General features: G+C 49.6%; 2 protein-coding genes. Both read left to right on the top strand.

The genetic code is table 11. The annotated features are described in order from the left end of the window. Positions 1 to 72 precede the first annotated feature (72 nt). On the top strand, positions 73 to 24,765 hold the full coding sequence (locus AB0763_RS09495; RefSeq protein ID WP_368643092.1) for a hypothetical protein: 24,693 nt from the start codon (positions 73 to 75) through the stop codon (positions 24,763 to 24,765). Beyond that, a complete protein-coding gene (locus AB0763_RS09490) occupies positions 24,762 to 26,858 on the top strand; it encodes an ATP-binding cassette domain-containing protein (protein WP_306100505.1) in 2,097 nt (698 codons plus the stop codon). The genes AB0763_RS09495 and AB0763_RS09490 overlap by 4 nt, the downstream gene beginning before the upstream one ends. Positions 26,859 to 26,872 lie beyond the last annotated feature (14 nt).

The following is a 26,872-nucleotide window of genomic DNA, read 5'->3' as shown; positions in this document are numbered from 1 at the left end:
ACAAAAGCAGACTCAACTTCCCTGGGCTATTGCAGATAGCTTAATGATCGCAACAAATGAATGGGTACCAATGTGGATATTATCGATAATGCAGTCGCAGTAGTGGAATTACTCGAGACAACTTGGGTGATTCTTGACAGTGGTGAATGGATGGAAATTGAAGACGCCTCGCAAATTCAAGCCGATGTTCCGCGTCTCAATGCCAATGACATTTCTTATGAGAATGAAGAAATTGTTTTGCCTGATGATCAGCAATCCATCTCTATTCCCCAAGACATTATCGCTTCGATTAATAATAGTTCCTCACAATTTAGTGCCTTTTCAACCGCGGAAGCACTGAGCAGTGCTCAAACTTCGAACGAAGAAAGTAGTGATGGTCAGTCTGGTTTTCAACTTTTGATGCGTGATGGTCAAATTATTATCCCTGAATCGGGTTACGAGACGGCCCCAATTGAACAAACGGAAATTGCGCCAGAACCTCCAGCTGATATCGACCCTGCACCGCGCTTTACTTTTGGTAGTCTTGGGGGCACTGACGTTTGGATTAATCGTTATGATGCTGACTCTCTTGAAGTGTCTGGTGCTGCGGATAATGTCGCGGATGGACGAACAATCCAAATTTCTTTTTTGGACAGCAATGGCGATTCAATCGTACGCACTGGTGAAGTTGAAAATGGTGCTTGGTCTATTACCGGTATTGATATTACTAGTCTGAGTGACGGTGAACTGACTGCAACAGTGTTGCTGGTTGGTGGCGATCAAGATGATGCAGCCAGTGAGGTTAAAGTTAAAGATACCCTGGCTGAAATTGACTTTGATGAAAGTAACGATGACAAAACTCAAGGCTCATTCGATGTATCTGGAACGGTTAATGGTATTCAAGATGGGCGTACGGTGGCTTTAAATGTGTTGGACAGTGATGGCAATACGGTTAACGAATATCAAACAACGGTCGTTGACAGCCAATGGTTGGTAGAAGCTGTTGACCTTACAAATGTTGATGATGGTGAATACACCCTATTAGCGACGGTTGTTGATGTGGCTGGTAATGATGCCGCTTCTTCGTTTACCGTCACCAAAGATTCTACTGCTTCAATAAGTATCGAAGTTGAAGGTTATGATAGTGATGTTATTAACGAGAATGAAGAAAACAGCCTAATTGTCAGAGGTCAAGTCAGTGATATTGAAGACGGGCAAGATGTGACCATCAGCGTTACAGATGAATCTGGGCGTCAAATTAATGTAACCACTCAAGTCGTCGACGGAGAATATCAGGCTACCATGAGTACAGCTGATCTCAATGATGGCCTTTTAACCTTCAACGCCAAAAGTATCGATACGCTTGGCAATACAACGACAGCCGAAACACAAATTCGCTACGATACTAACGCGACTATTGATGTGAGCATTGACAATAATGATAGCGGCTTTATCAACCAAAGTTCTAGTCAAAATGTGACTATCAGCGGTAGTGTCAATGATATTGAAGATGGACAGAAAGTCTTTGTCACGATTACCGATCAAGTAGGGCAAAATATTGTTGTGACGAGTGAGGTTTCCAATAGTCTATTTAGTGCCGATAGTATTGATTTAAGCAATTTAGACGATGGCCTTTTAACGATCGAAGTTCAAGCGACAGATTTTGCAGACAATATTGCATCTAATGTTATAAGCGTTGAATTAGATACAACCTTAATTCTCAGTACCAGTATTAACAAAACCACAGATGGCGTGATCAGTAGCGTTGCTGATGCAAGTAATGAGTTAAGAACATTACAACCGGCTGAAAATAAAGTTTTAGTTGTTGATGGGCAAGTCAATGGAATAGACGATGGTCAACGGGTATTCATTACAATAAGTGATATTGATGGAAATACTATTACAACACAGGTTGAGGTTAATAATAGTGCTTATACGTCTAATGCATTAGATGTGTCTGGTTTAACTGACGGAACGCTAACTTTAGTCGCTGAAACAACGGATTCAGCGGGCAATACTCAGCAAGCGACAGATTTTGTTGAGCTAGATACAACTGCTGAGATCACGACACAAATATCCAAGACCGACGATAGTGTTATCAATCATGCAGAAAGTACTCAGTTGACAATTTCAGGGACAGTCACGGGAGTGGAAGATAGCCAGCAAGTAACACTAACCATTAGTGATGGGGTTAACTCAGAGATTGTCGTTGAAAGTCGCGTTGTTGGTGGTAGTTACATAGCTGAGAATATAGATGTTAGTCATTTTTTTGCATCAGATGTTACCGTAGAAGCGACGGTTAGCGATTTAGCAGGAAATCAAGCAAGTGCCCAAGACAGTGTTGAGTTTGATAACATCGCCGCAATTACCGCTAGCATAGATAAAACCGACGATGGCGTGATCAATGGCAATGGGGAAAGCGCTGTCGTCGTCGTGCGCGGGTCGGTTAGCGATGTCGAAGACGGTCAGACGGTCACTGTCGTTCTTTCTGATAGCATTAATGAAATCAGCGTTGAAGCTGTGGTTGAAAACGGCGCGTATGTGACGGAGCCGACCGATGTCAGCGCCTTTGTCGATGGCACCATTACTGCGACTGCCAGCGTGTCGGATGTGGCGGGTAACCCTGTGGTCTCAGTGCCAGACAGTGTTGAGCTGGATAACACCACCGTCATCACTACCAGCATTGATAAAACCGATGATGGCGTGATCAATGGCAACGGCGAAAGCGCTGAGGTCGTGGTGCGCGGCAGCGTGACGGACGTTGAAGACGGTCAGACAGTGACTGTCGTTCTTTCTGATGGCACGAATCAAGTCAGCGTTGAAGCGGTAGTCGAAAACGGTGAATACGTCACTGATGCCACCGATGTCAGCGCCTTTAACGATGGCACCATAACCGCCACCGCCAGCGTGTCGGATGTGGCGGGTAACTCTGTGGTCTCAGCGCCAGACAGTGTTGAGCTAGATAACACTGCCGCCATTACCACTAGTATAGATAAAACGGTGGATGGCGTGATCAATGGCAACGGCGAAAGCGCCGCAGTTGTAGTGCGCGGCAGCGTCATTGACGTTGAAGACGGTCAGACTGTGACCGTGGTATTAAGCGACGGCACCAATGAAGTGAGCGTTGAAGCCGTGGTTGAAAACGGCGAGTACGTGACTGAAGCCACCGATGTCAGCGCCTTTGCCGATGGCACGATTAGCGCCACCGCCAGCGTCACGGATGTGGCCGGTAACCCTGTGGTCTCAGCGCCAGACAGTGTTGAGCTAGATAACACCGCTGCTATTACCACCAGCATAGACAAGACAGCCGATAGCGTGATCAATGGCAACGGCGAAAGCGCTGAGGTCGTGGTGCGCGGCAGCGTGACTGACGTTGAAGACGGTCAGACAGTGACTGTCGTTCTTTCTGATGGCACGAATCAAGTCAGCGTTGAAGCGGTAGTCGAAAACGGTGAATACGTCACTGATGCCACCGATGTCAGCGCCTTTAACGATGGCACCATAACCGCCACCGCCAGCGTGTCGGATGTGGCGGGTAACTCTGTGGTCTCAGCGCCAGACAGTGTTGAGCTAGATAACACTGCCGCCATTACCACTAGTATAGATAAAACGGTGGATGGCGTGATCAATGGCAACGGCGAAAGCGCCGCAGTTGTAGTGCGCGGCAGCGTCACTGACGTTGAAGACGGTCAAACCGTGACCGTGGTACTTTCCGATGGAATCAATCAAGTGAGCGTGACCGCCGTGGTTGAAAACGGCGAGTACGTGACAGAGCCAACCGATGTCAGCGCCTTTGTCGATGGTACCATAACCGCCACCGCCAGCGTGTCGGATGTGGCGGGCAACCCGATTGCAGCTGAAGACAGCGTTGAGCTTGATAACACCGCGGCGATTACTACCAGCATCGATAAAACCGATGATGGCGTGATCAACGGCAATGGGGAAAGCGCTCAAGTTGTTGTGCGCGGCAGTGTGACGGACGTGGAAGACGGTCAGACCGTCACCGTGGTACTTTCCGATGGCAACAATCAAGTCAGCGTGAGTGCCGTGGTTGAAAACGGCGCGTATGTGACTGAAGCCACCGATGTCAGCGCTTTTGCCGATGGCACCATTAGCGCGACCGCCAGCGTGTCGGATGTGGCGGGCAACCCGATTGCAGCTGAAGACAGCGTTGAGCTTGATAACACCGCGGCGATTACTACCAGCATCGATAAAACCGATGATGGCGTGATCAACGGCAATGGGGAAAGCGCTCAAGTTGTTGTGCGCGGCAGTGTGACGGACGTGGAAGACGGTCAGACCGTCACCGTGGTACTTTCCGATGGCAACAATCAAGTCAGCGTGAGTGCCGTGGTTGAAAACGGCTCGTATGTGACTGAAGCCACCGATGTCAGCGCTTTTGCCGATGGCACCATTAGCGCGACCGCCAGCGTCACGGATGTGGCCGGTAACCCTGTGGTCTCAGCGCCAGACAGTGTTGAGCTGGATAACACCGCTGCTATTACCACTAGCATCGATAAAACCGATGATGGCGTGATCAACGGCAACGGCGAAAGCGATCAAGTTGTTGTGCGCGGGTCGGTTAGTGATGTTGAAGACGGTCAGACCGTGACCGTTATTCTTTCTGATGGTATGAACGAAGTGAGCGTTGAAGCCGTGGTCGAAAACGGCGCCTATGTGACAGAGCCAACCGATGTCAGCGCCTTTGTTGATGGCACCATTACCGCGACCGCCAGCGTGTCGGATGTCGCCGGTAACCCGATTTCAGCCGAAGATAGTGTTGAGCTGGATAACACCGCCGTCATCACTACCAGCATTGATAAAACCGCTGACAGCGTGATCAATGGCAACGGCGAAAGCGCTCAAGTTGTTGTGCGCGGCAGCGTGACGGACGTTGAAGACGGTCAAACGGTGACTGTCGTTCTTTCTGATGGTACGAACGAAGTCAGCGTTGAAGCCGTGGTTGAAAACGGCGAGTACGTGACTGAAGCCACCGATGTCAGTGCCTTTGCCGATGGCGCGATTAGCGCGACCGCCAGCGTCACGGATGTCGCCGGTAACCCGGTGGTCTCAGCGCCAGACAGTGTTGAGCTGGATAACACCGCTGCTATTACCACCAGTATTGATAAAACCGATGATGGTGTGATCAACGGCAACGGCGAAAGCGCTCAAGTTGTTGTGCGCGGCAGCGTGACGGATGTTGAAGACGGTCAAACGGTGACCGTGGTATTAAGCGACGGCACCAATGAAGTGAGCGTTGAAGCCGTGGTTGAAAACGGCGCGTATGTCACAGAGCCGACCGATGTCAGCGCTTTTGCCGATGGCACGATTAGCGCCACCGCCAGCGTCACGGATGTGGCCGGTAACCCTGTGGTCTCAGCGCCAGACAGTGTTGAGCTGGATAACACCGCGGCGATCACCACTAGCATCGATAAAACCGAGGATGGTGTGATCAATGGCAACGGCGAAAGCGCTGAGGTCGTGGTGCGCGGCAGCGTGACGGACGTGGAAGACGGTCAAACGGTGACCGTGGTATTAAGCGACGGCACCAATGAAGTGAGCGTCGAGGCAGTAGTTGAAAACGGCGCCTATGTGACAGAGCCAACCGATGTCAGCGCCTTTGCCGATGGCACCATTACTGCGACCGCCAGCGTGTCGGATGTCGCGGGCAACCCGATTTCAGCCGAAGACAGCGTTGAGCTGGATAACACCGCGGCGATCACCACCAGTATTGATAAAACCGATGATGGCGTGATCAATGGCAACGGCGAAAGCGCTCAAGTTGTTGTGCGCGGGTCGGTTAGCGATGTCGAAGACGGTCAGACTGTTACTGTGGTTCTGAGCGACGGCACCAATGAAGTCAGCGTTGAAGCGGTGGTCGAAAACGGTGAATACGTAACTGAAGCCACCGATGTCAGCGCCTTTGCCGATGGCACCATTAGCGCGACTGCGAGTGTCTCGGATGTCGCGGGCAACCCGATTTCAGCCGAAGACAGCGTTGAGCTTGATAACACCGCCGTCATCACCACCAGCATTGATAAAACCGCTGACAGCGTGATCAATGGCAACGGCGAAAGCGCTCAAGTTGTTGTGCGCGGCAGTGTGACGGACGTTGAAGACGGTCAAACGGTGACTGTGGTTCTGAGCGACGGCACGAACGAAATCAGCGTCGAGGCCGTGGTTGAAAACGGCGCGTATGTCACAGAGCCGACCGATGTCAGCGCCTTTGTCGATGGCACCATTAGCGCCACCGCCAGCGTGTCGGATGTGGCGGGCAACCCGATTTCAGCCGAAGATAGTGTTGAGCTGGATAACACCGCCGTCATCACTACCAGCATTGATAAAACCGACGATGGCGTGATCAATGGCAACGGCGAAAGCGCTCAAGTTGTTGTGCGCGGGTCGGTTAGCGATGTCGAAGACGGTCAGACTGTTACTGTGGTTCTGAGCGACGGCACCAATCAAGTCAGCGTTGAAGCCGTGGTCGAAAACGGTGAATACGTGACGGAGCCAACCGATGTCAGCGCCTTTGTCGATGGCACGATTAGCGCGACTGCCAGCGTGTCGGATGTGGCGGGCAACTCGATTTCAGCCGAAGACAACGTTGAGCTGGATAACACCGCGGCGATCACTGCCAGCATTGATAAAACCGATGATGGCGTGATCAATGGCAACGGCGAAAGCGCCGCAGTTGTAGTGCGCGGCAGCGTCACTGACGTGGAAGACGGTCAAACCGTGACCGTGGTACTTTCCGATGGAATCAATCAAGTGAGCGTGACCGCCGTAGTTGAAAACGGCGAGTACGTGACAGAGCCAACCGATGTCAGCGCCTTTGTCGATGGCACCATAGCCGCCACCGCCAGCGTGTCGGATGTGGCGGGCAACCCGATTTCAGCCGAAGATAGTGTTGAGCTGGATAACACCGCCGTCATCACTACCAGCATTGATAAAACCGCTGACAGCGTGATCAATGGCAACGGCGAAAGCGCTCAAGTTGTTGTGCGCGGGTCGGTTAGCGATGTCGAAGACGGTCAGACTGTTACTGTGGTTCTGAGCGACGGCACCAATCAAGTCAGCGTTGAAGCCGTGGTCGAAAACGGTGAATACGTGACTGACGCCACCGATGTCAGCGCCTTTGTCGATGGTACCATAACCGCCACCGCCAGCGTGTCGGATGTGGCGGGCAACCCGATTTCAGCCGAAGACAGCGTTGAGCTGGATAACACCGCGGCGATCACTGCCAGCATTGATAAAACCGATGATGGCGTGATCAATGGCAACGGCGAAAGCGCCGCAGTTGTAGTGCGCGGCAGCGTCACTGACGTTGAAGACGGTCAAACCGTGACCGTGGTATTTTCCGATGGAATCAATCAAGTGAGCGTGACCGCCGTAGTTGAAAACGGCGAGTACGTGACAGAGCCGACCGATGTCAGCGCCTTTGTCGATGGCACCATAACCGCCACCGCCAGCGTGTCGGATGTGGCGGGCAACCCGATTGCAGCCGAAGACAGCGTTGAGCTGGATAACACCGCCGTCATCACTACCAGCATTGATAAAACCGCTGATGGCGTGATCAACGGCAATGGGGAAAGCGCTCAAGTTGTTGTGCGCGGCAGCGTGACGGACGTTGAAGACGGTCAGACAGTCACCGTGGTACTTTCCGATGGCAGCAATGAAGTGAGCGTTGAAGCTGTGGTCGAAAACGGTGAATACGTCACTGAAGCCACCGATGTCAGCGCCTTTGTCGATGGCACCATTAGCGCGACTGCGAGTGTCTCAGATGTCGCCGGTAACCCGATTTCAGCCGAAGACAGTGTTGAGCTGGATAACACCGCGGCGATCACTACCAGCATTGATAAAACCGATGATGGTGTGATCAACGGCAATGGGGAAAGCGCTCAAGTTGTTGTGCGCGGCAGCGTGACGGACGTTGAAGACGGTCAGACCGTGACCGTGGTATTAAGCGATGGCACCAATGAAGTCAGCGTTGAAGCCGTGGTTGAAAACGGTGAATACGTGACTGAAGCCACCGATGTCAGTGCCTTTGTTGATGGCACCATTAGCGCGACTGCGAGTGTCTCAGATGTCGCCGGTAACCCGATTTCAGCCGAAGACAGTGTTGAGCTGGATAACACCGCGGCGATCACTACCAGCATTGATAAAACCGCTGACAGCGTGATCAATGGCAACGGCGAAAGCGCCGCAGTTGTAGTGCGCGGCAGCGTCACTGACGTTGAAGACGGTCAGACTGTGACCGTGGTATTAAGCGACGGCACCAATGAAGTGAGCGTTGAAGCCGTGGTCGAAAACGGTGAATACGTCACTGAAGCCACCGATGTCAGCGCCTTTGCCGATGGCACGATTAGCGCGACTGCGAGTGTCTCGGATGTCGCCGGTAACCCGATTTCAGCCGAAGACAGCGTTGAGCTGGATAACACCGCGGCGATCACTGCCAGCATTGATAAAACCGCTGACAGCGTGATCAATGGCAACGGCGAAAGCGCCGCAGTTGTAGTGCGCGGCAGCGTCACTGACGTTGAAGACGGTCAAACCGTGACCGTGGTACTTTCCGATGGAATCAATCAAGTGAGCGTGACCGCCGTGGTTGAAAACGGCGAGTACGTGACAGAGCCAACCGATGTCAGCGCCTTTGTCGATGGCACCATAACCGCCACCGCCAGCGTGTCGGATGTGGCGGGCAACCCGATTTCAGCCGAAGACAGTGTTGAGCTTGATAACACCGCCGCCATTACCACTAGCATCGATAAAACCGAGGATGGTGTGATCAATGGCAACGGCGAAAGCGCTGAGGTCGTGGTACGCGGCAGCGTGACGGACGTTGAAGACGGTCAAACTGTGACCGTGGTATTAAGCGACGGCACCAATGAAGTGAGCGTTGAAGCCGTGGTTGAAAACGGCGCGTATGTCACAGAGCCGACCGATGTCAGCGCTTTTGCCGATGGCACGATTAGCGCCACCGCCAGCGTCACGGATGTGGCCGGTAACCCTGTGGTCTCAGCGCCAGACAGTGTTGAGCTGGATAACACCGCGGCGATCACCACTAGCATCGATAAAACCGAGGATGGTGTGATCAATGGCAACGGCGAAAGCGCTGAGGTCGTGGTGCGCGGCAGCGTGACGGACGTGGAAGACGGTCAAACGGTGACCGTGGTATTAAGCGACGGCACCAATGAAGTGAGCGTCGAGGCAGTAGTTGAAAACGGCGCCTATGTGACAGAGCCAACCGATGTCAGCGCCTTTGCCGATGGCACCATTACTGCGACCGCCAGCGTGTCGGATGTCGCGGGCAACCCGATTTCAGCCGAAGACAGCGTTGAGCTGGATAACACCGCGGCGATCACCACCAGTATTGATAAAACCGATGATGGCGTGATCAATGGCAACGGCGAAAGCGCTCAAGTTGTTGTGCGCGGGTCGGTTAGCGATGTCGAAGACGGTCAGACTGTTACTGTGGTTCTGAGCGACGGCACCAATGAAGTCAGCGTTGAAGCGGTGGTCGAAAACGGTGAATACGTAACTGAAGCCACCGATGTCAGCGCCTTTGCCGATGGCACCATTAGCGCGACTGCGAGTGTCTCGGATGTCGCGGGCAACCCGATTTCAGCCGAAGACAGCGTTGAGCTTGATAACACCGCCGTCATCACCACCAGCATTGATAAAACCGCTGACAGCGTGATCAATGGCAACGGCGAAAGCGCTCAAGTTGTTGTGCGCGGCAGTGTGACGGACGTTGAAGACGGTCAAACGGTGACTGTGGTTCTGAGCGACGGCACGAACGAAATCAGCGTCGAGGCCGTGGTTGAAAACGGCGCGTATGTCACAGAGCCGACCGATGTCAGCGCCTTTGTCGATGGCACCATTAGCGCCACCGCCAGCGTGTCGGATGTGGCGGGCAACCCGATTTCAGCCGAAGACAGTGTTGAGCTTGATAACACCGCCGCCATTACCACTAGCATCGATAAAACCGAGGATGGTGTGATCAATGGCAACGGCGAAAGCGCTGAGGTCGTGGTGCGCGGGTCGGTTAGCGATGTCGAAGACGGTCAGACTGTTACTGTGGTTCTGAGCGACGGCACCAATGAAGTCAGCGTTGAAGCCGTGGTCGAAAATGGTGAATACGTCACTGAAGCCACCGATGTCAGCGCCTTTGTTGATGGCACTATTACTGCCACCGCCAGCGTGTCGGATGTAGCCGGCAACCCGATTTCAGCCGAAGACAGCGTCGAGCTTGATAACACGGCTGAAATTACCGTTAGTCTTAATGACACCGATCAAATTATTAACCAGTTTGAGCAAGACTCCGTTGTTTTCTCTGGAAGCGTTACAGATATTGAGCCTGGCCAGCCAATTACCCTGACATTAACCGACAGTAACGATCAAGAAAAATCCGTAACTACCAACATTGATCAAAATGGTCAGTGGCAAGTTACAAGCGATCAAGTTCAAGAACTCGCGGATGGGGATATAGTGGTTCATGTTGCTGTCAGCGATCAAGCGCTAAACCCAGCGGAAGCGAATGTAACCTTTGTTAAAGATACTCAAGCAAGTCTAACTATTGCGATTGAACAAACTGATGACGGGGTAATTAATGGCAACGAAGAGCAATCTCTCATGTCCCTATCTGGAACTGTTGCAGAAATTGAAGATGGTCAGAGCGTTTTAATCCAAGTTTCCGATGGTGTTAACCCGACGATTGAAGTGTCTGCTTCGGTGGTTGATGGTTTATATCGTGTCGAGAATATTGATATTTCTTCATTGAACAATGGCACGATCACCGCGTCAGCCAGTACACAAGATGTGGCTGGTAATACCGCTAGCGCAGCAGATTCGGTGCAACATGATAAGTTGGCAAGTATCACCGTTGACATTGACGATACCAGTGATTTTGTCATCAATGGCAACAGTGAAAATACCCAGGTTGATATTTCGGGTACGGTTTCTGATATTGAAGATGACCAAGTTGTTACTGTCGTGGTAAGCGATGGTAGTGAAAGTTTAACCTTCACCGCTCAAGTGAATAATGGCCGTTACCTTATCGAGGGAGTGGATCTCTCTTCGTTAAATGATGGCACCTTAACCGCTGTGGCAAGTGCCTTAGATGTTGCAGGAAATCTCGCGCAAAATTCAGACACGGCAGAGCATGATAAAATTGCCAACACTACCATCGAGGTTGACGCGACCGATCTAGTTGTCAACAACAGTGAAAAAGGTCATGTCGTGGTGACCGGCGTGGTTGAGGATATAGAGACTGGTCAAACAGTCTCGGTCACCTTTAGCGATGGCTCTTTGAGTAAAACGGTGACGACTAGCGTTGATGACAATGGCCAATGGCAAATAGAACCTTCGGATATCAGTGACTTAGCCGATGGTGAGATATCAGCTCAAGTGAGTATTTTTGATCAAGCGGGTAACGAAGCAACCAACAGCAGTGTATTTGAAAAAGATACTCAGGCAACCATTACATTAGATGTCAACGATGATGTGATTAATGCGGCTGAAGATGAAGCCGTCGTCATCAGTGGCCAAGTTGGTGATGTCGAATCAACCAATGTGGTGACGTTGACATTCACTGACCAATTCAATTCAGACCTTGTATTAGAAAACATCGCATTGGATGAGCAGGGCCGCTGGACGGTGAGCAATGCGGATATCAGTACTTTAAGCGATGGTCAGATTGATGTTGCTGTCAGCGTATTTGATGATGCCGGTAATGAAGCCGTTAATCATGCTAATTTTATTAAAGACACCCAAGCGACCACCTCACTAACCGTTGCTGATGACTTAGTGAATGCAACCGAGCAGCAAAGTGTACTCATTAGTGGACAGAGTGCTGAAATTGAGCCAACCAATACAGCTAAAGCAACCTTTACTGACAGTGATAACAAGCAGGTCGTTATTGATGGTATTGCTTTAGATGGCGATGGAGCTTGGTCCGTTAATGCCGATATATCCTCGTTGCTCGATGGCAATATTAATGTGTTGATCAGCATTTTTGATGATGCGGGTAATGAAGCTGTCAGCCAATCGAGCTTTGAAAAAGATACGCAAGCAGAGGTTTCAGTCAACGTTGGTGACGATGAGTATATCAATGCGCAAGAGCAAAATAGTGCGGTCATAGCCGGTAATGTAGATGATATTGAGGCGGGTCAAGAGGTTGATATTACCCTCAAAGACAGTGATAACAGTATCGTTCTGACCGGCACGGTTGAGGTTGACGACCAAGGCAATTGGCAGTTAGAAAGCAGCATCTTACGTTTCTTATCCGATGGTGAGTACAGCGTTGAAGTCAGCAGTGAAGATATTGCCGGTAATCCTGCAGTTGATGTGCTTAATTTCACTAAAGATACCCTTGCTAGTACAACGATTGCGCTTAGCGACAATGTATTTAATGCAACGGAAGTGAATGACTTATCCGTCACTGGCGTGGTCAGTGATATTGAATTGACCAATAAGGTTTCCGTGACATTGACGGACACTGACGGCAAGACCATCACCCTTGATAACATCGATATTGACAGTGACGGTCAATGGCAGATTAATAATCAAGATATATCAACATTAGCCGACGGCAGTATTACTGTCTCGGTCAATGTATCGGATTTAGCCGGTAACACCGCAACTAACCAAGCGAGCTTTGTCAAAGATACTTACGCTGAGCTTTCGGTCGAGATTGACGATACTGCGGACGATGTGATTAACGGCAACAGTGAAAACACCGCCGTAACGCTCAGTGGTACGGCGCTCGGGATTGAAGATGGTCGTACGGTGACAGTCGAAGTGACTGACGGCACCGCAACCTTGACCTTTAGCGCCGAAGTGAGCAATGAAGCCTATGTCATTAACAATGCTGACATCTCTGATTTAGCCGATGGCACGATCACCGCGAATGCCAGCGCCAGTGACAGCGCCGGTAACCAGGTGACGGCCCAAGATGCTGCCATTCACGATAAGACTGGCGTGACTACTATTGAGGTGGCGACTGGCAATGACAATGCGATTAACACCAGTGAACAGGGTTCGGTGGTGGTCAGCGGCGTGATTGAAGAAGCCGACAGTACACAAACTGCCACAGTGGTCTTTACCGATGAGAACGATGACACCGTTGAAATTAGTGGCGTCGCGATCGATTCTGATGGCAACTGGGCGATTGACTCGACGTCGATCAGCGATTTAGCCGATGGTGAGATTACGGTCTCGGTTAGTGCGTTGGATGTGGAGGGTAACCTCGCCACCAATAACACTACCTTTAGTAAAGACACCACCATTGACATCACGGTAGATATTAATGATACCGATGACAACGTCATTAATGGTAACAATGAAAATACGCAAGTGGCGATTACCGGTACCACGACTGGGGTAGAAGATGGCCAAACCGTGACCGTCACGGTGCGCGATGGCGACGGAAATAGCGAAATCTTTACCGCAACAGTTTCAAATAATGCTTACCAAATTAGCGGCGCGGATGTTTCTGCGCTCAATGATGGCACGCTCACCGCGAGAGCGGAAGTGTCGGATGTGGCGGGTAACAGCGACTTTGCTGAAGATAGCGCGACTCACGATAAAACCGCCAGCACGACCATTGAGGTAGCAAGCGGTGATGATGTGGTCAACAGCGATGAGCAATCGAATGTGGTCATCAGCGGTGTGGTTGCCGAAGCGGATGAATCGCAAACAGCCACAGTGACCTTTAGCGATGAACAAGGTCAGTCGGTTGTGGTAAATAACGTTGCGGTCAATAGTGATGGTGAATGGCAAATTGCCCCATCGGATATCAGCAGCTTAGACGATGGCGAGATCACCGTTAGTGTCAGCGTGCTCGATGTTGAAGGTAACTTAGCGCAAAACACAACAAGCTTTAATAAAGACACCTACGCTAATCTTTCGGTTGAAATTGACGATACTGCAGACGATGTGATTAACGGCAACAGTGAAAACACCACCGTAACGCTCAGTGGTTTGGCGCTCGGGATTGAAGATGGTCGTACGGTGACAGTCGAAGTGACTGACGGCACCGAGACCTTGACCTTTAGCGCCGAAGTGAGCAATGAAGCGTATGTCATTAACAATGCAGACATCTCCGATTTAGCCGATGGCACGATCACCGCGAATGCCAGTGCCAGTGACAGCGCCGGTAACCAGGTCACGGCCCAAGATACTGCCATTCACGATAAGACCGGCGTGACCACCATTGAAGTGGCGACTGGCAATGACAATGCGATTAACACCAGCGAACAGGCTACAGTGGTGGTCAGCGGGGTAATTGAAGAAGCCGACAGTACACAAACTGCCACTGTGGTCTTTACCGACGAGAACGATGACACGGTTGAAATTAGGGGGGTCGCGATCGATTCTGATGGCAACTGGGCAATTGACTCGACGTCGATCAGCGGTTTGGCCGATGGTGAGATCGCGGTCTCAGTCAGTGCGTTGGATGTCGAGGGTAACCTCGCCACCAATAACACCACCTTTAGTAAAGATACCACGATTGACATTACGGTAGATATTAATGATACCGATGACAACGTCATTAATGGTAACAGTGAAAACACGCAAGTGGTGATTACCGGTACCACGACTGGGGTTGAAGATGGCCAAACCGTCACGGTCACGGTACGCGATGGTGACGGAAATAGCGAAGTCTTTACCGCAACGGTTTCAGATAATGCTTACCAAGTTAACGGCGCGGATGTCTCAGCGTTAAACGATGGCACACTCACTGCGAGAGCGGAAGTATCGGATGTAGCGGGTAACAGCGACTTTGCTGAAGATAGCGCGACTCACGATAAAACCGCCAGTACGACCATTGAGGTAGCAAGCGGTGATGACGTGGTCAACAGCAGTGAGCAAACCCATTTCCAAGTCAGTGGTCAAGTCACGGACATTGAAAATACACAAGCGGTCAAAGTCACCCTGATTGACTCTGATGAGCAACCAATGGTGATCGAAAATATCGCGATTGACAGTGATGGAGGCTGGCAATTACCAGAAACGAATATCTCGATACTTGCCGATGGTGATATTCGCGTCACGGTTAGTGTGTTTGACCAAGCGGGTAATGAAGCGATTAACTCGACTCAATTTAATAAGGACACACAAGCAAGTATTACCATTGCCACTGAAGATAATGACGTTTTAATCAATGATGTCGAGAAAACCGCGGTGGTGATCACAGGGCAAAGCAGTGAAATTGAAGTCGGACGAACGATTGACCTAGTTATTGAAGATACCTTGGGTGAAACCGTCGAGACACAAGTGACTATCGCAGAAGGTGGTCAGTGGGTGAGTGAGGCTTTGGATCTCAGTGCACTGTCTGATGGTGCTCTCTCAATTACTGCGACAGGAACCGATCTCGCTGGTAATGAAGCAATCGGTACTCTAAATGTGGTTAAAGATACTCAGAGCGGTATCAGTGTAGAAATTGACGACGATAATCGCATCAATAACGAAGAGCAAGCCGATGCGAGAGTATCAGGTCAGGTAACGGATGTTGAAGCAAACCAAGTCGTTGATGTGACAATTAAAAATGCGGCGGGTGAGTCTGTCTTTACCGGCACTGCCGTGGTGGATGAGTTAGGTAACTGGCAGTTAGACAGTTCGATTTTAAGTGTTTTATCTGACGGTGATTATCGCGCTGAGGTGAGCACTAGCGATGTCGCAGGTAACCCAAGCAGCAGCTTTGTCGACTTTACCAAAGACACTCAAGCGAGCACCACTATTGAACTGGCTGATGACGTCGTAAACGGCACCGAGCAGACCGCGGTAAGTATCAGTGGTCAGGTTGATAATATTGAAGATACTAATACGGTTTCTGTGACATTGACGGATGCTGACGGTAAGACCATCACCCTTGATAACATCGATATTGACAGTGACGGACAATGGCAGATTACTGATCAAGATATTTCCACATTAGCCGATGGCAGTATTACCGTCTCGGTCAATGTATCGGATTTAGCCGGTAACACCGCAACTAACCAAGCGAGCTTTGTCAAAGATACTTACGCTGAGCTTTCGGTCGAGATTGACGATACTGCGGACGATGTGATTAACGGCAACAGTGAAAACACCGCCGTAACGCTCAGTGGTTCGGCGCTCGGGATTGAAGATGGTCGTACGGTGACAGTCGAAGTGACTGACGGCACCGAGACCTTGACCTTTAGCGCCGAAGTGAGCAATGAAGCCTATGTCATTAACAATGCAGACATCTCTGGTTTAGCCGATGGCACGATCACCGCGAACGCCAGCGCCAGTGACAGTGCCGGTAACCAGGTTACGGCCCAAGATACTGCCATTCACGACAAGACTGGCGTGACTACTATTGAAGTGGCGACTGGCAATGACAATGCGATTAACACCAGTGAACAGGGTTCGGTGGTGGTCAGCGGGGTAATTGAAGAAGCCGACAGTACACAAACTGCCACAGTGGTCTTTACCGATGAGAACGATGACACGGTTGAAATTAGTGGTGTCGCGATCGATTCTGATGGCAACTGGGCGATTGACTCGACGTCGATCAGCGATTTAGCCGATGGTGAGATCGCGGTCTCGGTCAGTGCGTTGGATGTGGAAGGCAACCTCGCCACCAATAACACCACCTTTAGCAAAGACACCACCATTGACATTACGGTAGATATTAATGATACCGATGACAACGTCATTAATGGCAATAGTGAAAATACGCAAGTGGCGATTACCGGTACCACGACTGGGGTAGAGGACGGTCAAACCGTGACCGTCACGGTGCGCGATGGCGACGGAAATAGCGAAATCTTTACCGCAACAGTTTCAAATAATGTTTACCAAATTAGCAGCGCGGATGTTTCTGCGCTCAATGATGGCACGCTCACCGCGAGAGCGGAAGTGTCGGATGTGGCGGGTAACAGCGACTTTGCTGAAGATAGCGCGACTCACGATAAAACCGCCAGCACGACCATTGAGGTAGCAAGCGGTGATGACGTGGTCAACAGCGATGAGCAATCGAATGTGGTCATCAGCGGTGTGGTTGCCGAAGCGGATGAATCGCAAACAGCCACAGTGACCTTTAGCGATGAACAAGGTCAGTCGGTGGTGGTAAATAACGTTGCGGTCAATAGTGATGGTGAATGGCAAATTACCCCATCGGATATCAGCAGCTTAGACGATGGCGAGATCACCGTCAGTGTCAGCGTGCTCGATGTTGAAGGTAACTTAGCGCAAAACACAACAAGCTTAACTAAAGATACCACGGTGAATATCGATATTGATACCACCGAAAATGGCATCAACAGTCGCGCTTTTAAAGCTGGTGACATTACTTCCTTGTCTGGTAGTACCGATGCGGAACAAGGCTCTATCGTTACTTTGGTTGTTTCTGATGGTGTGAATCAAGAAACGATCAATACTGCGGTTGATGCGAATGGCGAATGGCAAGCAAACGGTATTGATGTCAGCGGATTAAACGAGACTCAGCCATGGACTATTACCGCTTCTGTTTCTGATAATGCTGGCAACTTAGCTCAAGATGACACCCCAATTCTGGATGCCCTAGATACCCAAACATTGAATGAAAATGATTTGTTAGAAGGGGGAACGAGCACAGCAACCTCAAACGTTAACAGCTCGAACGCGGCGTTGTCGTTAAGTGCTGACCAAAGTGGTCTTGCAGGCCTAACGGTCGATAATCAAGCCGTCAGTGTGGCGGTGGCCAGCGATGGCCAGTCATTAGAAGTGCGCGACAGTAACAACAACTTAGTGATCAGTATTGTGCTATTAGGGACTCAGGTCTCAACCACGTTACACGCATCAGTTGACCACGAGAGCGCTAGCTTGAGTACCGATATCTTTGTCGATGCTTTACAAACTGACAGTGACGGCACCAGTGAACTGATTGTGGTACCGACTGAACTTGTGATTAACGACTCAGCACCAATCAGCCAAGACGATACCTACACGGTGACCGAAGCGTTAACCGGTGACGATAATAACGGTAATCTGCTCGATAACGATACCACATTAGATGGCGATGCTGTGTTGACGAGTGTGGTTTTTGGGGCGGACACATACACAGTGACTCAAGACACGCCAGCAGTGGTCGAAACTGGCGAAGGGACACTCACTGTCAATCAAGATGGTAGTTGGACCTTTGCGGCGCTGGATAATCGCGACTCATCAACCCCACCAAGCTTTAGTATTGATTACACCATTACTGACAGTGACGGTGTGAGCACATCAACCAGTGAAGCGACCTTTACAGTACAAGATGGCACAGCAGGGCAGTTTAGCTATGTTACGGCCACTTATACCGAGGGAGTCTATGGTCAGACAGCGACGAAAAATAAGACCTTCTCAATTGCTGCGGGCTCTGACCAAATTGATGCGGACTCGATCGTTTTTGATGATACGGTTGCCGACTTAGACGCTCTTGGGCTAACCAGTGCAGGAGACAGTATTACTTTTGAGCTGCTTCCAGATGGTAAAACCATCATTGGTAGTACCGATAGCAGTGAAGTGATCCGCTTTACAGTGAGTACAGAGCAAGACGCTGATGGTAAGAGCATTGATGGTAATGTCGAAACACTCATTACCTTGCCTATTGATAATCCAAGTGGTAATTCGGTCAATTTTGACTTGTCACTTTATGGAGAAGACAACGATGGCACGGTGATTAATGGTGCGGGCAATGTGACGATCACACTTAATGATGGCGACGCGCCAAGTCTAGCCAACATCGACAGCGCAGCTCTCGATGAATCTAACTTGGCCAGCGGTTCCAATGTCGCCACCGGCCAGCTTGATACTGTACTTGGCAGTGATAGTTTTGAGGATTTAACCTTTGCCAATATCGCTAGTCAGCCAAGTTTAACGGCGGATGGTATTGCGGTTGAATATACGTTAAGTGCAGATGGAACCGTGTTAACCGCTCACACTGGGGATGTTAACGATCCTGTATTTATCGCTACTTTACCCGCGATTACGACGACGGAAAGTCAAACAGATTTGAGCTATCAAATTGAGTTGATTAGACCAATTGATAACAATGGCGACAGTTCGTTTGATCTTGCGATTGAATTGAGCGACCAAGATGGTGATGTCGCTGAAGATACTATTACGGTAACTGTCACCGATAGTGCCAATGCCACTCAAACGAGCCCTGAGCTTTCTGTGGCGGAAAATCCATCGCTTGATACCACAGACCAAAGTGATACTCAGACATTAACCATTACCGCAGGCGGTGAAGATGTGGTTGATTTGGTAATGAATGTCACCACAGGGGAGGCTGTCCTGGATAGCAATGGCAGCCCATTGACGCAAAATGGTCAGGCTATTACTTGGTTAGTCAATGGTGATGGCACTGCTCAAGGTGTGATTGGCAATGACGTTGTCTTCACGATTACTCTGCCTAGCACAGTTGAGGTGACCGCAGGGCAAAGTACGGACTACGATGTTTCGGTGACTTTGTCGGGCGCGATTGACCACCTTGATAGTCAAAGTGAAAACTTGTCTATCCAAGTCCCGATTGCCAGCTTAGACAATGATGGCACTCGCTCTGAAAGCGAATTTACTGTCTCGGTGGATGACGGTCAAAATGCCGTGGTATCGAGTTCTGTAGACAGCAGCCCAGCAGTTGATGAAGAGGGGCTTCGTACTGACGAGTCAGTCACCACCAGCGGTGAAATCAGTATCACTCAGGGCTCTGATGAGATTGTGGAAGTCAAGCTTGCCGATGGGTTTAGTTTTGATGGTTATACGTCAGGAGGCGAAGCGGTCAGTTTAGCCAGTGACGCAGACAGCAATGGCTGGTTTAACGCCACGGCGAATGTCGGAGAAGGCGGCACTAGCGATACGGTGTTTAGAGTCAAATTTAACGCTGACGGCACCTTTGACTATGAGCAATTTTATGCCCTAGACCACAGCAGTCAAGGGGAGGACACACTTGATGTGGTAGTAAATATTGTCGCGGTCGATGCCGATGGCGATATTTCAAATAGCAGCAATATTGTTATTGCTACGGTGACTGATGATACGCCAACCATCACCGGTGAATCTCGCACTTTGGTCGAGGGCGAAACCATCAACGTCAACCTGCTCGACAACCTAGTCGGCGGGGCCGATGGCGCGAGTGTCTCGAGCATTACTTACCAGGGGGTCGACAGAACGGTTGGTACCGACTTTAGTTTGGTGGATGAAAACAACAATACCTATGCAACGGCCACCATTAACGCGGATGGCAGCGTGACCATTGAGACAACGACCTTTAACTCAACAACAGCGGATTATATTGATGCGATCACCTATGAGATCACCGATGGCGATGGAGATATTGCTAGTGCTGATCTGAGTTTAACCGTCAGTGACGATATTGGAGAAATAACGGTGACGGCCACTGACATTAATGAAGATGGCAGTTCGACGATTACCATTGAGCTCAACCCCGGTGATATTGACCAAGGTGAAAGTGTGTCGCAAATTCGCATTCTCGCTTCGTCATTACAAGGCGGCAGTTTGTCACTCAATAATACGCCTCTCAGCCCTGATAATGACGGTTATTATGTACTGACAGTAGGAAATGGGCTGAGCGTTACTGACGGTGTGGCGACCATTGATGGCAGTTTAACCTTTACCCCGCTTGCTGATAGCTCAAATGAAACACAAGATATTAGCCTAGAGATTGATGCAACGGTGTCGACTAACAATGGCGATCGCACCTATACGGCGACTCAGGAAATTTCGGTGACTTCTGTTGCCGATACTCCGGACTGGTCTGCAGATAATGTTTACAGCTACAGTACGGCAGAAGACACGGCAGTCGATGTGGTTATCAGTGCTTCATTGAGCGATAGCGACGGTTCAGAAACCCTGACTTACCTCATCAGTGGGCTGGATGAAAACTTAGTATTAACGGCTAATGGTCGCACTTTGGCCAATGGCGATACCCTGTCAGAAAGTGAAGTGCAAAGTTTGCAAGTGTCTGGAGATGAGCATGTTTCTGGCAGCTACAACTTTAGCATCACCGCAATCGCGACCGAATCTGAAAATGACGACACAGCGCAATCCAATACGCAAACGGTGACGGTTGATATCACCCCAGTTGCCGATGAACCGCGCTTATTTGTCCGTAACCAGACGGTCGATGAAGACAGTTTGATCAACGCTAATCTTTTGTTTAGTGGTGAACTCGTTGACCAAGATGGCTCAGAAGTTCTGAGTTATGAAGTAGTTCTGCCCGACGGGTTTGAGTTGGTTGACAGTAACGGTGACCTACTGACGCAAAATAGCGAAGGAGCATGGTTGGTATCGGACAGTGACTTAACGGCAGATAATGTCTTTGTGCGACAAGCGCAAGACATCAGTCGCGCCAATGATACGGTATACCAAGTCCAGGTAGTGGCCATAGCGACAGAACAAGCCGATACCAGCAACCCTGCCACCACAGAGTTAAAAACACTTGAACTAACTGTTATCGGCCAAATTGATCCCCCTGAACTTGATGAAGCAAACAGTAATGCCAATTGGGCCTTTGCCGAGGTTGACGAGAATAACTTCACGTTAACCAACGAAAGTGGCGTGGAAGACACTCGCTTGCAAATGGACTTTTTGATTACGACATCCGATATCGATGGCTCTGAATTTATCAGTTTAGTGATTTCTGAATTGCCAGACAGTGTGGTGTTGGTTGACGTCAATGGCGATCCTGCCGACTTGCCGATTGTTGGGCGAGATAGCAACGGCAACCCAATGTACAGCTTGCCAGCCACGGAAATGGAAAATTACTACCTTGAACCGGTCGGCGACTTTAGTGGCGAGGTGAGCTTTAATATTAAAGTTGTCCCTACAGAGTCAGATGGTGACACGTCAGATTATAATATTGCGGTTACGACCGAGTTTAATCCTACGGTAGACAACAATAGTGCCAGTTTAGCCACGGCAGTGGTCGGCAATGAAGACACGCCAATCGCGTTGGACTTTAACCCTAGCCTACTCGACAGTGATGGGTCGGAATCGATCACTGGTGCTGTGATTACCGCAATACCCGATTCGACCACCTTATATGTCGATGGCGAGGCGGTTGAGTTGCCGATAGAGGGGTTAAATTTGGCAACATTAGTTAGGGACGGTGAAACCCTCAGTGATGTCTTGACCAGCGATCGTGTTACCTTACAGGGCGATGATGACTTTTCTGGTCAGCTGACGGTAGAGATGTCTTATACCGTTACCGACAGTTCCAATGTGGGCAATGCTGAGCAAGTGATTAACAGCGAGGTCTCAGTGACCGTCAATGGTGTCGTTGATGTCAACTCGGCCAGTGAAGCCGATGCAGAAGTGACCCGTATCGAAGCGACCGACGACACGCTGGTATCGACAAGCAGAACACTCTCTTTAGATGGAGCAGTGACGTTCACCGAAGCAGATATCGATGGCTCGGAATACATATCTTATATTGAAGTGATTTTACCCAGTGATTCGGTGATTGAAGTTGTACATGCTAATGGGGCGCTCCCGGATGGCAGTGGGCGCTGGGTCATTCCAATTGATGCAGGAACCAGTGCCAGTGAAGTCGATATTGTTGATTTGTTGGCAGGAGTGACACTTGAAGCGCAAAGCTCGACTGGGGTGATTGAAGTGACCGTTGGCGCCCGTGTGGTCGATGGCAGTAATGCCACTGTATTGCAAGATACGTTTACGGTTGATTTTAATGTTTCTGGTCAAGGCAGTACATCACAAGCTTCAGAAGTTGGTCAGTTACAAATCACCACCATTGACGCGATAGAAGATGAGACCGTTGATTTGACCGGTCATATCAATACATCGTTAACCGACGATGCCAATGATACCGTCACTATTTACATTCTTGGTGAAGACTTGCCAGAAGGGATGGAAATTTCGGGCAGCGGTGTGGTTGCTATCCCCGGCAGCGATGGTGAAATCAGTGAATACATCATTCCTGAGTCCGCCTTAGAGAGTTTGTCGTTTAACTCTGCAGGGACTGATTACTCAGGCCAATTGGACATTCCTGTTCGTATTGTGGCGGTTGATAACGACAGTGGCGATCGCTACGTCGATGAATCCCAATCTTTACAAGTCGATATCACGCCAGTCACTGATGGCGGAGAGTTTACTGCTGTGGTTTCAACCATTGCTGAAGACAATAGCGACACCTCTTTAGGCCTGAGTCTCAATCTGACCGATTCAGACGTTGCTGACTCCGACCCATTGATCAACGGTGGGGTCGAATCACTCGACTTTACCCAACCGATCATCATTACTTTGCAAGCCGGCGTGGGGTTGTATGACCCAAGTGGTTTGTTTACCGATAATGGTGATGATACTTACACCTATAACGGTACTGAAGCACAGTTTAGTGATGCGCTGGCACAGGTCGGAGTGATTCCTGTGGCCAACCAAGCTTCAGAGGATGTGGTGATTGAGTTATCGGCAACGGTTAAAGACGCCGCGCAACTATCTACTGGCACGGTCAACGCCAGCGGCCAGATTACCAGCACCATTAGTGTTGGCGTAACGGCGGTAACGGATGCTGCACAACTGTCGGCTGCCAACCAATCTGGTGTCGAAGATAACGCTATTGTACTTGATGGGTTATCTGCCTCCCTTATTGATGACGATGGTTCAGAGTCACTGTCGATTACCTTATCTGGGGTGCCACAAGGCTCGATTTTACAGGACGCTGAAGGCAATGAATTAGTCAATAACGGCGCTGACGGCGGCGACCTTAACGGGGTGACGACGAACAGCTGGACGGTGACGAAAGCGCAACTCGATGCTGGGATAGTCCTCACGCCACCACTCGATTTTAGTGGTGACATTCCCTTAACCTTAACCGCTCTGACTCAAGACCAAGGTGCTGAGATCGTTGAAACTTCGGTTGATTTTGTGTTGTCAGTGTCGCCAGAGGCCGATGCACTCGACTTTTCTAAGCAGCCACTAGCCAATAATGAAGGGCTTGAGGATGACTCAATCACCATCGACTTTGCCGCATACAGTGAAGAAGCCGATGATACTGAGCAAATTGAGCTAACCGTGACGATAGCGGCTGATTCGGATAGCAGTGCTTTGTTTAACTTGACGGGCAATGCCTTTATTCAAGTTGAAGGGCAAACGGTCTACTTTGCTGAAAATGACAACGGCGATTACAGTGCGACCCTGATCAGTGACAGCAGTAGTATTGAAAACTTTGATTTTAATGGCGGTGGCTTAGCCTTTGGTCAATTCAATATGAATGTTGAAACGACCGTAATCGATAGCGCTGAAATCAATGGAGAGACCGTAACTTCACGAGGTGAAAGCCAAAGTGCTAACTTCACCGTGACCTTAGAGCCACAAGTGGACACTCCGGTATGGGCATCAATCGGTAATATTTCTAGCAGTACCACCAATAACATCGATTTGGGCTTAGATTTGGATTTGCAAAACCCTGCTACAGGTGAAACCGCGTATGTGGCCATTACTGGATTACCGAGCGGTTACAGCTTCAGCCACGGTGACTTTGATTCCGAAAATGGAACTTGGACCGTTGGCATCGATGATATTGAATCACTTTCTATTGTGAATGCGAACAGCGGTGATAGTTTTGACTTAACCATTACTGCGACTGCGGAGCTCGATGGTGAGCAAGCCAGTGCGGATTCCGAAGTGATTACGGTGAGTGTCAGTGCCAATGCCACGGCGTCGTCATCGAGCGATAGCTCAGATATGTCAGCCTCATCAAGCAGTAGCGATAGCTCCAACGCCGATGAGATCCTGACTCAAGGAGAAAGTGCATCATGAGACTAAACGTTTCTAATACAGAGTTACAACAACTCGGGGAGGAAGTGGCAGCGACGCTGCACCTTTCTCATCAAGCGGATAATTTGTTATTGGGCTTACCCAGTGGTCATTATGCGATTCACCATTTAGAGCAAGCATTAGCGAATATTAATGTGCTCTCGCACAAACAAAACCCCAACCATGACATTGTTTATCCTGCATTGATTGTTGATATACAAGGCGATATCTGGTTATACACAGACGATTACGCCTGTGATTATTGCTCGAACCCAGAGTTAAGTAGAGAGCGCAATATTGTCGATATAGAGCCGGTAGTCAGTTGGTATTTAACTCATAAAAAGGTCACAGATAAACGCGCAGAGCAGTTGCACAAGCGGGTGCCTAACTGGCTACTCCCCGTTTGGCAACAAATTAGGCCTTACTATCGCGCTTTGCTGATTGGCTCTTTAACCATTAATATGCTGGCACTGGTCGTGCCGCTATTTACCATGAATGTCTACGATCGTGTTGTGCCAAACGCCGCGTTAGATACGTTGTGGATGCTGGCTCTAGGGGCATGTATTGCCGTTGCTTTTGATTGGTTGTTAAAACAATCCCGCAGTCATTTGACTGACGCCGCTGGCCGTCAAATTGATTTACGAGTCAGCAGCAAAATGTTTTCTCGCGTTCTCGGTATGCGCCTTGAGCATCGCCCATTATCATCGGGTGCTTACGCCAAGCAAGTTCAAGACTTTGATACCGTCAGAGAATTTATCACTTCGGCAACCTTAGTCTCTGTGGTCGATTTGCCATTTACGTTGTTGTTTATTGGCTTAATTGCTTGGCTAGGAGGGGCCATTGTTCTCGTGCCTATTACCGTGCTGACATTGGTCATTTTGTTGAGCTTAATACTGCAAAGCCATTTGAGTCAGAGCGTAGAAGAATCGGCCAAACTTTCCACTCAAAGACAAGCTTACTTGATTGAAAACCTCAATCAATTGGTCGAGCTTAAGCAGGCTAATGGCCAGGCGAAAGCACAAGAGAAACTTGAGCAAACACTCTCGCAAATGGTCGACTGGCAAATACAAGCGCGTCACAGTGCCAGTACTATGACTCACTCGGTCATGGGGTTAAGTCAGTTAAACTCAATCGCTCTGATTGTTGTTGGCGTCTATCTGATTAGTGCTGGGCAAATGAGTATGGGAGCGCTAATCGCCATTGTGATGATTAGTGGTAGAGCATCGAATTCAATTGCCTCAATTGCCAGTTTATTACTCAAGTACCGCCAAACGAAAACGGCAATGGAATCAGTAAAAAGTATTTTAATGCTCGATCAGGAACAAAAACCTGGCGATCACACGATTGATGCTGACTTAAGTGGTCAATTTACTGCGCGACATCTAGGGTTTAAGTATCAAGACCATGACATGGACGCGTTATACAGTCTTAATTTTGACATCCAAACTGGCGAAAAAATTGGATTATACGGCAATGCGGGATCCGGTAAGTCGACGTTATTGGCTATTTTAGCCGGCCAGTATCAAGGAACTGCTGGTCAGTTGTTGATCGATGATATTGACATTCGTCATTGGTCTTTGAGTGCTTTGAGAAGGCAGACGGGGTGGGTATCACAAAACCCCAATTTATTTTTTGGTTCAGTATTAGAAAATATTACATTGGGAATGAACAATATAGCGCCGGAAAAGCTGGCAAGTGCGCTGACACAATCTGGCGTCACTCGCTTTATCGACCGCTTAGAGTCAGGCCTAGAAACCCAAGTGGGCGAGTTTGGTCGCAATTTATCTGGCGGTCAGCGACAAGCCGTGAGCGTGGCTCGGGCACTGTTACACCAGCGTTCAGTGCTGTTACTCGATGAGCCTTCTTCCTCGATGGACAATGGCCAAGAACGTCAATTGATAGAAACGTTAAAACAGCGAAGAGAAACGCTTGTTATTGCGTCACATCGCAAGGAGCTATTGCAACTGTGTGATCGAATTTTTGTGCTTGATCACGGGCGGTTAAAGTCAATTGAGACCCCTGCAAGTTTGTTTAAATCGACAAGTTCTAAGGTGCGTTTGGTCAGTAAACGCGTTGAAGCCGTTAGTCCAAAATAAGGATAAGAGGTAGA

This window comes from Vibrio sp. HB236076, from assembly GCF_040957575.1.
GTDB lineage: Bacteria > Pseudomonadota > Gammaproteobacteria > Enterobacterales > Vibrionaceae > Vibrio.
This window is presented reverse-complemented; position numbering and strand designations above follow the sequence as displayed.